11 protein-coding genes are annotated in these 12,793 nt (G+C 42.7%); 4 read left to right on the forward strand and 7 right to left on the reverse strand.

Features of this window, described 5'->3' with window-relative positions:
- Nucleotides 1–108: 108 nt before the first annotated feature.
- Both BJP34_RS49660 and BJP34_RS48020 read left to right on the forward strand, forming a co-directional pair.
- A complete protein-coding gene (locus BJP34_RS49660) occupies nucleotides 109–234 on the forward strand; it encodes a hypothetical protein (protein ID WP_267876412.1) in 126 nt (41 codons plus the stop codon).
- A gap of 8 nt (nucleotides 235–242) precedes the next feature.
- Nucleotides 243–3,245 (forward strand): AAA-like domain-containing protein, encoded by a 3,003-nt coding sequence (locus BJP34_RS48020; protein WP_070395545.1) that lies wholly within the window; start codon nucleotides 243–245, stop codon nucleotides 3,243–3,245.
- A gap of 245 nt (nucleotides 3,246–3,490) precedes the next feature.
- On the opposite strand, the gene BJP34_RS30260 is transcribed toward BJP34_RS48020, so the two are convergent.
- The 4 genes from BJP34_RS30260 to BJP34_RS48025 all read right to left on the reverse strand — a co-directional run bounded on the left by BJP34_RS30260 (nucleotide 3,491) and on the right by BJP34_RS48025 (nucleotide 7,694).
- Nucleotides 3,491–3,814 (reverse strand): hypothetical protein, encoded by a 324-nt coding sequence (locus BJP34_RS30260; RefSeq protein WP_070395546.1) that lies wholly within the window; start codon nucleotides 3,812–3,814, stop codon nucleotides 3,491–3,493.
- A 704-nt stretch (nucleotides 3,815–4,518) separates the two neighbouring features.
- Nucleotides 4,519–4,671 carry a hypothetical protein gene (locus tag BJP34_RS50175; RefSeq protein WP_324610976.1) on the reverse strand — a complete coding sequence of 51 codons (153 nt, stop codon included), beginning with the start codon at nucleotides 4,669–4,671 and terminating at the stop codon, nucleotides 4,519–4,521.
- Complete coding sequence (locus BJP34_RS50180; protein ID WP_324610978.1) at nucleotides 4,672–5,064, reverse strand: hypothetical protein; 393 nt, start codon at nucleotides 5,062–5,064, stop codon at nucleotides 4,672–4,674.
- Between the two features lie 83 nt (nucleotides 5,065–5,147).
- On the reverse strand, nucleotides 5,148–7,694 hold the full coding sequence (locus BJP34_RS48025) for a penicillin-binding protein 1C (RefSeq protein ID WP_083305423.1): 2,547 nt from the start codon (nucleotides 7,692–7,694) through the stop codon (nucleotides 5,148–5,150).
- Between the two features lie 166 nt (nucleotides 7,695–7,860).
- Here BJP34_RS48025 and BJP34_RS30275 point away from each other — a divergent pair, with 166 nt between their 5' ends.
- Nucleotides 7,861–8,160, forward strand: coding sequence for a DUF2288 domain-containing protein (locus BJP34_RS30275; protein WP_070395547.1), 300 nt, complete (start codon nucleotides 7,861–7,863; stop codon nucleotides 8,158–8,160).
- Here the strand turns inward: BJP34_RS30275 and BJP34_RS30280 are convergent.
- The 3 genes from BJP34_RS30280 to hemW all read right to left on the reverse strand — a co-directional run bounded on the left by BJP34_RS30280 (nucleotide 8,153) and on the right by hemW (nucleotide 11,138).
- On the reverse strand, nucleotides 8,153–8,686 hold the full coding sequence (locus BJP34_RS30280; protein ID WP_418904081.1) for a YdcF family protein: 534 nt from the start codon (nucleotides 8,684–8,686) through the stop codon (nucleotides 8,153–8,155). The genes BJP34_RS30275 and BJP34_RS30280 overlap by 8 nt on opposite strands.
- Before the next feature lie 288 nt (nucleotides 8,687–8,974).
- Nucleotides 8,975–9,826 carry a 16S rRNA (cytidine(1402)-2'-O)-methyltransferase gene (rsmI, locus tag BJP34_RS30285; RefSeq protein WP_070395549.1) on the reverse strand — a complete coding sequence of 284 codons (852 nt, stop codon included), beginning with the start codon at nucleotides 9,824–9,826 and terminating at the stop codon, nucleotides 8,975–8,977.
- Between the two features lie 61 nt (nucleotides 9,827–9,887).
- Entirely contained in the window at nucleotides 9,888–11,138 is a 1,251-nt protein-coding gene (hemW, locus tag BJP34_RS30290) for a radical SAM family heme chaperone HemW (RefSeq protein WP_070395550.1), read from the reverse strand.
- Nucleotides 11,139–11,560: 422 nt separating this feature from the next.
- Here hemW and BJP34_RS30295 point away from each other — a divergent pair, with 422 nt between their 5' ends.
- On the forward strand, nucleotides 11,561–12,640 hold the full coding sequence (locus BJP34_RS30295; RefSeq protein ID WP_070395551.1) for a PIN/TRAM domain-containing protein: 1,080 nt from the start codon (nucleotides 11,561–11,563) through the stop codon (nucleotides 12,638–12,640).
- Nucleotides 12,641–12,793 lie beyond the last annotated feature (153 nt).

The following is a 12,793-nucleotide window of genomic DNA, read 5'->3' on the forward strand; positions in this document are numbered from 1 at the left end:
ACTCTATACCGAATGCCAAAGGCGAACAACGGTCAACCTACCCTTCACCGAACGCCAAAGGCGAACAACCTTGGCCAATAGGCCACGCTACGCGAACAACAGTCAACCTTGGCCAATAGGCCACGCTACGCGAACAACAGTCAACCTTGGCCAATAGGCCACGCTACGCGAACAACAGTCAACCGTCAACAGTCAACCTTGGCCAATAGGCCACGCTACGGGAACAACAGTTAACAAATAAAATGACCTACGAATATATATACTCAGGGACTTTACCAGCCGATGCTCTTACCTATGTGAAGCGACAAGCAGATAATGATTTATATGAAGGATTGAAAGCTGGACAGTTTTGTTATGTATTGAACTCAAGACAGACTGGAAAATCTAGTTTACGAGTGCAAGTAATGCGTCGGCTTGAAGCAGATGGGGTTGCCTGTGCAGTAATTGATTTATCCATGGATGGTACTCAGCATGTCACTCTCGATCAATGGTATGCCAATATTGTCCGCTCTCTGGCTAGAGACTTCGAGCTAGATATTAATTTACGCACTTGGTGGCGGGAGCGATCAATGATATTTGCGGTGCGACGATTGAGAGAATTTCTTGAAGAGGTTTTGCTCCAGCAAGTTACTCAAAATATTGTAATTTTTATTGATGAAATTGATAGCGTTCTTAGCCTCGATTTTCCCACTGATGATTTTTTCGCGTTTATTCGCGCCTGCTATAACCAACGTGTAGATAAGTCAGACTACCAACGCCTTACGTTTGCGCTACTTGGAGTAGCAACACCATCAGATTTAATTCAAGATAAAAAACGCACACCCTTTAATATCGGTCAGGCGATTCAGCTATATGGCTTTCAGTTGCACGAAGCACAGGGATTAGCGGAGGGATTACAAGGAAAAATTAGTAATCCCCAGGATGTCCTGAAACAGGTCTTGTACTGGAGTGGAGGTCAACCTTTCTTGACCCAAAAGCTTTGTAAACTACTGTTGGATTCTGTATCTACGATCCCAACAGGTGGTGAGGTAGGGTGGGTTGATAAATTAGTGCGATCGCAAGTGATTGATGATTGGAAATCTCATGATAATCCGGAGCATCTTAAAACTATTCGTGATCGTCTTCTTAAGAATGAGCAACGGGCTGGGCGATTACTGGGATTGTATCAGGAAATTCTGCAACGGGGAGAAATAGCCTCTGATGACAGTTCTGAACAAATAGAATTGCGGCTATCGGGATTAGTAGTTGAAAAGCAAGGAAAATTAAAGATTTATAACCGTATTTATCAAGCTGTTTTTAACCAAAATTGGGTAGATAAAAAATTAGCAAATTTACGACCATATAGTAAGGAAATTACTGCTTGGTTAGAGTCCGATGGTCAGGATACATCCCGACTCCTGGGGGGACAACAGTTACAGGATGCATTAAGATGGGCGCTTGGGAAAAGCTTAAGCCATCAAGATTATCAGTTTTTGACCACTAGCCAAGAATGGGAAAAGCGAGAATTTAAAAAGGCATTAGAAGAAATTCAACGGTATTCAGAAGCCAGACGACAAGGGAAACTTAATCCAGCCCTAGCGGCTACGACTAAGGAAACTATCTATGAGTCTCTTCAACACCTGACCCCAGAAAGTTTTAAACATATTGTTTCCAACCTTGAATTAGACTTACGAGTTTTTAATCAAACCTTATCCATGATGGATACTCTGATCGACAGAGAAGGGTTTGATTCCATTTTCAATGAAATGTTACGGTCTATCACCTTCAAAACTGGAGAGATACTCCAGGCGGATCGCACGACTATTTTTTTATTAGATGAAGCCAAAAATGAACTCTGGTCAATTGTGGCAAAGGGAGAAGGAGGAGACTCAGAAGAGATTCGGGTGCCTGCGGATAAAGGGATTGCTGGTTATGTTGCTCAAACTAAGAAAACTGTCAATATTCCTTACGATTTATATGACGATACCCGTTCTAATACTGCTAAGCAATGGGATACCAAAACTGGATACCGTACTTATACCATGCTGGCTTTACCCTTACTGGATGAACACGGAGATTTAGTGGCTGTTGTCCAATTACTCAATAAGTTAAAACAACCGCCGGTTTTAGACGCGCCCTTAGCTGATAAAATTAATATAAAAGGCTTTACATTAGAGGATGAAAAACTTTTTGCGCAATTCGCCCGCTCCATTCAAATGATTCTTAAATCCTCTCGCTTATTTTATAAAGCAGCTCAGAAACAACGAATAGCTTCAGCATTGATAAATGCGACACAATCTCTGGGTAAAAGTAGCTTGGATCTAGAAGAAACTTTGAATAAAGTGATGAATCAGGCTCAAGAGCTAATGTCTGCTGATCGCAGCACAGTCTGGATGTTAGATGAGGAACAGGATGAATTATGGACAAAAATTACGGTTGCTGATGGCACATTAAAAGAAATTCGGATTCCCAAAGGAGCTGGCTTTGCTGGTCAAGTTGTTACTACTAAACAGCCACTGATAATTCCGTTTGATCTCTATGACCATCCCAATTCAGAAACTGCTAAAAAAACCGATAGCAAAACCGGTTATCGCACCTGTAGTTTGTTAGGAATGCCTGTATTTAACGCCGATAATCAATTAATTGCTGTTACCCAATTAATCAATAAAAAGAAGCAGGGCAATTTTACCCCATACAATCCCGCCGATTGGCCCAACCCTCCCGATTGCTGGAAGGCAAGTTTTGATCGTAGGGATCAAGACTTGATGGAAGCATTTAATATTCAAGCGGGTGTAGCGCTTCAAAATGCTAAGCTGTTCAGTAAAGTCAAGCAACAACAGTTAGAGCAGCGAGATTTAGTCTTTAATGTATCTAGTGGTGTAATTTTTACCAATAAAACCGGTCAGATTATCCTAGCCAATGATCACGCTAAGGATTTTATTGGTTTGAAAGATATTGAGGAGAAGTCTTTACGGGACTTGCTCCACATTAAAGAAGGGAATTTTGCCCAATGGTTCGATCTAGCATTAGTGGCCAAGAATGAAGAAGAACGTCGCCAAGATTATTCAGCTCAAACCTTAGTATCTCATAATACTCAAGCAGAACACAGTGTGAATCTATGTATTATCTCTTGTCCTGATGCTTCTGATGTTAATCAGATTTCTACTATCCTAGTGATTATTAATGATAGTGGCGATGAGAAACAAAAACAAGATCAGCAAAAGCTAGTGCGTAGTGTGTCTAGGGTCGGCAATCCTTATGGTTGAAATTATTATATAATTAGAGATGACGTGGGTTCAATTAAGTGATGAATTTTGACTAGAACCCAGTGATTTATTTAAGTTCTTTAATTCAGGGTCATGTTTGGGTGTAAAACTGTAGATGCCAAATCCCTGAATCAAAAATGTCCGTATTTCTTGATTCAAATCTTGATTAAACTGTAGATGCAAAACTCCTGAAACGACAAATCATCACCAATTTACAATCAAGATTATCCGAGGCTTAAGCATTTTTATTTTGTTTTTTCTTTTATAAAGTCATTGACCCCTTTTAATGAATAATGTTCAACGACTTTGTTTCCGTCGTTATCAATAACTTTATACCGATATAGATCTGAGGGTCCAATACAACCATCATTTTCCACAATTAACTCCTTATAACCAAGTTCTTTTAATTTTTCATAACAGTTGTTATGTTTTTTAACATCAATGCTCTTATGATCAACAGAACACTCAAAGTTTGGTTTTACTCCAACTTCATATTTATCAGCTATCAGATCGACTTTTTCCTTTACATTTTTTAGCGTTGATTTAATCTCGTTTAACTTTTCTAGCACCTACTCATTCCTCCGGAATTTAATTTCATTCAATGTAAATACAATTTCAGTAATTTGCTGTGATCTGAATCAACTTATGGTCTGATTTTTATCACCGACATTCTATTCAAAAAAAACCTTGTTACTCTCAAGGTAAGCTATAGGATTTTTCTTTGAATAGTGAATATAATCTCTTAAAAAAAGGCAATAGGCAAGAGTTAATCAACTAGGGATGTATTACCACTGCCTACTGCCTACTGCCTACTGCCTACTCCCAGAATGAAAGTATCTTACCTAATTGAGAACTGCTATAATGACCCCTTTGGGTAATTCAAAATTCAAAATTAAAACTTCAAGATAAGGAAAATGAGAAATTTTGAATTAATTCATTCTGGGTACAAGCCCCCACTGAATAAAATTCAGTGGTCTTCAATCAGTGGCGGGTACAAGCCCCCACTGATTGTCATTTTGAATTAATAATTTTTAATTTTGAATTGGAGGGAAGCGACTTGACTTGTCACTAACTTGAAAAACCATCAAATGTTGGCTGGGTAAATCATTATTAGTTTCTTGCCAAATTAAATTCACGGCTTCCATTTCTTTTTTCCCTGGTTCTGAGTCATTTTATGCAAACCTTTAATAGGAATAAGTGGGTTTTATTTTCGATATTCCACCAGCACAACTCTTCCCTTTGGCTTGAGAGCTTTAAGAATCGATTCCATCATTTATCGGGGATATTCAAGCTCATGGGAAACATCTACTATTAAGGCTAAATCAATACTATTTTCAGGAAGTGTAGGGTCAGTTACACTTCCTAATATTGTCTCGACGTTATTAACATTGTTATCTTCTGTTAAAAAGTCAATGACGTCGATCATTTATGGCTGAATATCTACTGCTAATACTTTTCCTTCAGGTACCAAAGGAGCGATTCGGAAGGTAAAATAACCAGTGCCTGCTCTAATATCTGCCACAGTATCTGTAGCTTGTAAATTAAGAGCATCAATAACTACAGAAGGTTGCTCTTGGGATTCCCTGCTAGGGCGTTCCAGCCACAACATTTCCTGATGTCCCATCACTTTAGCAATTTCTCGACCCAGATAGAATTTGCCAATGCCATCTTTGCTATGAAAAGAGCGGATTGTATACACTTCACTAGCATTGATGTTTGATGTTATTTCCCCAGTATAGGTATAATTCGTTAGTACTAGAACTGGGATGAGTAAGACAGCGATCGCAGCTGCCAACAGATATTTCCTGAAGTTTGCCATAAAAAATATAACTACTGAAATTGCCCGGTATAACCCATGAATGCACGTAGATTAGAAATTAACTATTTACAATTAACAAATTACTAAGGGCCAGCAATAGAAAACCCCCGGCGAGTTGGTGGGTTTTCTGCTAACTGCACCTTGAAAGTGACGTGATCGCTAATGTCACCACTTTTTACCTCCAAGGTCCAATCCCCAGGACCCAGAGGCCAAAAGAAGGAATTGGATGAGTCGGTAGTTAGCTTTTCACCATTCAACCACCACTCCACTGACTCAGACTTTAGCCCAGCCACCTTGAACTCTAGCCGTTGAACAGCACTGTTGCTATCTTGATCGGATTCAGTAGGGTATAGCACATATAAATCCCCCTCCCGAGGAGACAAAATTTTCAGTTTCCCTGGCGCTATATTTCCTTGGGGTTGTCTTGCTAACCACTCGTTGTATTCATCAGGTAAATTAACGATGTACTGGGGCGATTGCTGATTAGCTCCAACACTGGTGATCTGATAAAACGTATCGGATTGACGTTCGTAATCCTGGAGGTCGTCTGGATAGAAGTATTCCTGGACAACAGTTGGACAAGCAGGAGTGGGACGCAAACCGGAAAGGGCACACACTGGACGTTGGACTAAACCGGGAGGAGCTTGAAACGGAGCAGGTTCTTGAGATTGATGCAGGTGTAACATAATCCGATGCCAGAGGGGAGCAGCACCAATTACCCCAGACACTTGTTCCATGGGCTCACCATTAAAATTGCCTACCCAAGTGGCAACGGTATAGTTTTTGGTGAATCCCACAGTCCAAGTATCTCGGAAATTAGAAGAGGTGCCAGTTTTAACAGCAGCCGGAAAAGGTAAATTCAGTACTGAATCGACACCAAACCCCTGAGCACGAGCTTGAGGGTCACTCAGTATATCTGTGATTAATGCCCAGGTTGAAAGGGTTGAAAGTTCAAGGTTGGAATGTTTAAGGTTATTTGGTTGTTCGCCTTTGGCATTCCGGTAGGGTAGCTTGAATAGTGGGCTTTGCTTACTTGCTTGATGATCTGACAATTGTTTACTTCCCCCGCTTGCCTGTCTTTCCTGTCTTCCCTGTCTTCCTTGTTTTCGATAAACCGACAAATCATCCCTATTTGGCGAGGGGCTAGATAGCGTAGTGACAACGGATGTGGGTTGTCCAAGTCGTGCTAGGGTGAGGTAGGCGCGAGCTAGTTCCCAAAGACTAACTTCACCACTACCTAGGGTTAATCCTAATCCATAATGTTCTGGAGACTGGGTTAGGTGTTCAAAACCTAGTTGATGTAAGTGCAACAGAAAGTTTGATACTCCAACTTTTTCCAATACCCTAACTGCTGGGATATTAAGGGAATTGGCTAGAGCAACGCGAATGCGAACTGGTCCGAGGAAAGTTTCGCTGTAATCGGTGGGACTGTAGAGTCTAGCTCCGGGAATCGCATAATAGGTGGGAATGTCGGCTAAGACGGTGTTGGGACGAATAATGCGTTGCTCTAGGGCTAAGTGATATAAAAAAGGTTTGAGGGTCGAACCGGGTTGACGTAGGGCTTGGACTCCGTCATTGCGTCCTAAGTCAGCTTCGGAAAAGTAATCGGGAGAGCCGACATAGGCGTATACTTCACCGGATTTATTTTCAATGACAATAGCAGCAGCGTGATGGACATTTTTATGGGCAAGCTCGCGAACTACTTGCTGCACTTGGGCTTCAACAAATTCCTGTAGGGGACGGTCGATAGTAGTACGGATTTGTGAGGGATGTTCTGATGGTAATTGGTTGGCAACCAAGAATAAAAAGTGTGGCGCGGCAATTATTCCTTGCTGTCGAGGTAGTAGGGAAATGGCTTCCTCATAAGCTTGGTCTGCTTGAGTAGCGGTGATATAGCCATCCTCTACCATTCGCTTGAGCACATAGATTTGCCGCCGTTTGGCAGCATCCCAGTAATAATAAGGATTGAGATAATTAGGATTATTGGGTAGACCAGCTAATAGGCTGGCTTGAGCAACATTGAGTTCACTGGCAGGCATGCCAAAATAAATCCGAGCAGCAGCTTCTAAGCCATAGATATTGCCACCCATAGGGAGTCGGTTGATATAGGCTGCCAAGATTTCATCTTTACTCATCCCTGCTGCTAATCGCCAGGATAGCCAAATTTCTTGGAATTTGGCAGGTAGAGTGCGGGGGTTGGGTTCCAGCATCCGTGCCAGTTGCATGGTGATGGTGGAGGCACCACTGACAATGCGTTTCGCCTCAATGGCTTCAATTAGCGATCGCATAATTGCCCGCATCTCTAATGCCCCATGGTGATAAAACTCTCCATCTTCTGCGGCGAGAATAGCATGGAGAAAGTGCGGGGAAATTTGATCGAGAGGGACAACCGCAGTATGGTCTTGGTCTCGACTGAGGATGGTGCCTAGGGATAAACCATTGCGGTCACGAAATTCTACCGCTAGGTCATCTTGAACTAAATCTTTAGCACGAATGGGAGCAAGATAGGGAAGCGATCGCACGGTGATGCCAAGCAGCGCCAAGCCAAGGAATAGTTTTATAGCGCGCCGATGTTTGGGATTCCGCCTCAACCAAATTTTCTGTTTGATGATGTTAATCGAATTTCTCATCAGGGAAACAATCTTGTGTAGCTCATTACTATGAGAACCGTTATAACCCAATGGTTAGAGGAAGGCTGAGGTGATTAGAGTTTTGATCAAATGGTTAAATCTAACAAAGCATCGGAGCAATTTTGCTGTATGTTTGAAGAACTGTTAAGAAAACCTTGAATTAAACATGGATTTAAGAGTACAATTGGCGGAATCCTTGGATGAGACAACCTGGGACTTACTGATTCCTCATGTGAAACGAGATGCAGTACTGGTGGTGAATGAGGGACTGGATTTGTTGGATGTTGGGGTAGCGATCGCAAATGATGATGTGCTATCTGTCCAACATTGGATCAGTGAGCAGCTAATGCACAAGCCTTTACTTGAGCAACTCTCTAATTGGAACAGCAACCAGAACAAGCGGTTTCAGGCTCTGATTGTACAACCCTACGTACTGGTGCAAGAACTCTTAACGGACTTCACTTGATTAACCTTTTCGAGGCTTGCCCTAATTCAGCCCCTGTCTGACCTGTCGTCAACCACAGCAACGCCCTAGCCCCATCTCGCAAAGCTTTATCAAGGGGTTCAGGAGACTTTTCGGAAGGAACAGGTAAGGGCTTGAGAACAATTCCTCTACTGCCAAAAACGATATCACCAATCAAGCGAGCACGGCGCATATGATAGTCAGAAGTAATCAAATAGACACTATCGATGTCTTGAGCTTCTAACTGATCCACTAAGGTAGTAAAGTTAGTCACCGTATCCACCGCTTTGTAGTCTAGGTGGAGGCGACTGACGTCAATTCCTTCCCGAGTAAATAACCGTTTAGCATATCCCTTCGGGCTGCCAGAAGATACCCAAATGTCGAGGTCTGGGTGCTTTACAGCAAATTTTGCAGCAAATCTCTCCCGGGATTCAGATCCCCCTAAAACTAAGGCAACTTTTGGTTGCACTAAATAGCTTTCAATCCTTTTGTAACCAAACATCAGAGTCAGTGTTAAAACGAGTGTCACCCATGGTACTAATTTAGCTTTATAGTTAGGACCTGATGAGTGGGAGTGAATCCTGAAAATCATAACTCGAATAGATGTCGAATAGATAGATGGCGTCGTTTAACTCAAAGCGCAAGGAAAGCAGCTTTCTTTAGGGATTACTCATTACTTGCTACTTGTTAATTGCTGCTTGTTAATTGCTAATTGTTGATTGTTGATTGTTAATTGCTAGTTGTGACTTGCTATTTGTTACTTGTTAATCGTTAAGCAACAAAAACCAAAACATTGAGAAAGATTTACCAATCAAGCTTAGTCTTGATCTTTCACCGGAAAAACTGATGAAGGAATTGTCAACGCTAGCTGATAGAGTTGACGTCGGGGGAGTTGAGTTAGCTTAGCTAACTGACGACTCGCTTGGGATCGCGATACTCCCTGAGCCATAATCTCTATCAATTGAGCTTCTAGTTCAGCTTTTGATAACATAGGCTTTTGTTGGGAAGCTCCACCAATTATTAGGGTAAACTCTCCCTTGGGTTCTAGCTGAGTAAAATGAGCGATCGCATCCCCAATAGTTCCCCGCCAAAACTCCTCATGCAATTTGGTTAATTCCCTAGCCAATACAATTCTACGATTTTCTCCCAAACAGTTTGCCAAATCTCGCAACGTATTAAGCACGCGGTGAGGCCCTTCATACAAAATCAACGTTCTTGGTTCCCCCTTGAGAGAGTCTAAACGTTTTTTTCGACTTTGACCCTTGGTGGGTAAAAAGCCTTCAAACACAAATCGGTCTGTCGGTAGTCCTGCAGCACTTAATGCCGTAATTCCAGCAGTAGCACCTGGTATGGGCACTACCGATATCCCCTCCTCAATAACAGCCTTCACCAATTTATAGCCAGGGTCAGAAATGCCTGGCATCCCAGCATCGGTAACCAACGCAATGGTATTTCCTTGACCCAGGCGATTCAACAACTCGGGTAAACGCTGGTCGTGATTGTGTTCGTGGTAACTCACTTGCGGCGTTTTAATTTGAAAATGGTGCAATAGCTTCCCGGTATGGCGCGTATCCTCCGCAGCAATCAAATCCACGGATTGCAGAATTTCCACTGCCCGAAACGTCATATCCTGCAAATTACCAATTGGTGTTCCCACCACATAAAGCATTCCCACTTTTCTTCTTTGTGTACCCTTACGTCTTTGCGGTTAATCAACAAATCACGGGCTCCTACCCCAACAGATGAAACAAGTCAGCCAGAATGGTATTGGAGAACAAAAACCCTTCCGGGTCAGTTAATCTCAACCGTCCCGCCACTGGTAACCTCTGACCATAGGTTAAATTAACCCTTTCGCCATTATCTCCCACAACCTCTACCCAGTTACAACCGTAGTATTGCAGCAAAGCCGTCCAAATCTTTTCCAGAATTTTTTCCCCAAACCTCTCAGCTAGCATAGACAGACTCAACCCCTCTGCCAACCGTAGACCTAGCATTAGGGTTTCTAACAACACATCCTCTGAAGTTGTGGGTGAGCCATCCGAAACCCCACCTGCTTGTACCAACTGTTCCACCCAAGCATAATACTCCCGCCTCGTGCGTGGTCTAGTGAACCGATATCCTTGAGTATAGCTAGCCGCACCCATGCCAAAACCGTAATAAGGGCGGTTTTCCCAATACACCCGATTGTGACGGCATTGATGACCAGGCAAGGCATAGTTAGAAATTTCATAATGTTCGTACCCCACGCTAGTAAAGACCTGCTGTGCTAAGCGGTACATCACGGCAGTGGTTTCATCAGTCGGTAACGGCTTAGTTCCAGAGGTGTACTGGCGGCCAAAGGCAGTGACAGGCTCAAGCACTAGGTCATAGCTGGAAATGTGGGTAGGGGCAATCTTGACCGTTATTTCCAGAGACTCCTGCCATTGTTCTAAGGTTTGATCCGGTAGACCAGAGATTAAATCCAGACTAAATTCGGGAACCTCTACTTGATGGATCAGTTCGATAGCAGTGACGATATCTTTAGAGTCATGGGTACGGCCACAATTGCTCAGTAATTTATCTTGAAATGCCTGAACCCCTAAGCTGACTCGATTGACCCCCAAATCTCGGTATCCCCTTAACTGATCTTTGGTGAAGGTTCCTGGATCCATCTCCATGGAAATCTCCGCATCAGCCGCAATTCCAAAGCGCCTGTCTAAGGTATCTAGGATTTTTGCTAGTTGTTCAACTGTCAGCAGGGAGGGGGTTCCACCCCCAAAGAACACTGTGTCTAAACTCCTTGTGGTGGCTGGAGTGATATTAATTTCCTGACATAACACCTCGACATACTGATCAATCATGCTAGAGGTACCCTGTGTGGCCTTATCCCCTACCACAGAGACTGGAAAATCACAGTAATAGCATCGACGTCGGCAAAAGGGAATATGAACATAGGCAGCACTGACTCTTAAAGAATCGCAAACTTTCTCATAATTTCTCATAATTTCTCATAATTATGTAATAAATTGACCACTGGCTTTTTACGGTAATACTTCAATCAGGTAAGCCAATCCGATACCTGGGATGAACAGTTATTAATTAAATAAATTTTTTATTAGTTTTATGATCATCTTTTGGCTAACCTCAATCTCCTCCGGAGCGAGATCACCCGCTTAAGAAGAGTCAACAGTAGGAACCCTGTAACTCCCTTGAGCAGATAACTCCAGCCCATTGAATTGCCCAAGCTATTCCTCGGTTAGCCTAGGCAATTCAACGGTTTACTGAAGCTAAGTCGTATCAGAAAATACAGCGATGTAAACGATATACTAAATATAGTTGTTGACTATCAGGTTGACGACAGTTTATGCAATCGTTTTAAAAGTTTTCCTAAAAAACCAACTACAAAACCAATTGGAAAGGAAGAATGCTTGACTTCGTCATTATACTTTTATTTATCATAGCAGCAGCAAGCATAGGCTTCGACAGTGTGGAATTGCTACCCGGTCATGTGCAAGATCAAGTCAGCAATTTGACAGCGTTACGCTCGACTACTGCATGCTTTGGTGCCATTATCGGACTAGCGCTAGGGTTAATGGCCCAAGTAACTTACCGTCGGGTAGAAGCCCAAGTGCGAAAAATGCCGATTGAGGTAATTTTGACCAGGGCTATTGGTCTGATCCTGGGACTGCTGTTAGCTAATTTGATGCTAGCGCCAATTTTCTTACTCCCCATCCCTTCTGAATTTTCCTTCATCAAACCCCTGACTGCCATTTTAGGAAGTGTGATGTTTTCCTTCTTGGGGATTAGTCTAGCCGATACTCATGGTCGCACCTTCTTGCAGCTGATCAATCCTAATAGCCTCGAATCAGTTTTAGTGGCAGAAGGCACGCTTAAATCAGCCTCAAGTAAAGTTCTAGATACTAGCTGTATCATTGATGGTCGGATCGAAGCACTGCTTGAGACGGGTTTTATCGAAGGTCAAATTCTGGTTTCCCAGTTTGTCTTACTAGAATTGCAGCAACTTGCCGATGCTGCCAATGATCAGAAGCGAACTCGGGGACGGCGGGGGCTAGATATCCTAAATCGGATGCAAGCTGTTTACCCAGAACGCTTGGTGATCCATTCCGCTGATTACGATGACCTACAAACTGTAGATACCAAATTGGTACGTTTTGCCCAGGAAATTAATGGCACTCTTTTAACCAATGATTACAACTTGAGTAAAGTGGCTAAACTCCAAAAGGTGCCAGTGTTGAATGTCAATGATTTAGCCCAAGCCGTGCGTCCTCTGTATCTACCGGGTGACATCCTAGAGCTGAAAATCCTTAAGGGCGGTAAAGAACCTACCCAGGGAGTTGGTTATCTCGATGATGGGACAATGGTAGTGGTAGAAGAAGGGTATAAACACATGGGTGTTGAACTGCCAGTTATTGTTACCTCAGCGTTGCAGACCTCAGCAGGTAGGATGATTTTTGCTCGACCTCAAGCTTCGGTGACAGTTTGATATTCGTGATTTTAGAGGTTGACAGGTTGGCAGGTTGCAGGTTGAAGGTTGCAGGTTGAAGGTTGCAGGTTGCAGGTTGCAGGTTGCAGGTTGTATGTGAGAAATCTAGGTTTGTTTTTCTTAAAGCTCTAATCTTCAACCATCAATCGCCTA

The sequence above is a fragment of the Moorena producens PAL-8-15-08-1 genome (assembly GCF_001767235.1).
Taxonomy (GTDB): domain Bacteria; phylum Cyanobacteriota; class Cyanobacteriia; order Cyanobacteriales; family Coleofasciculaceae; genus Moorena; species Moorena producens_A.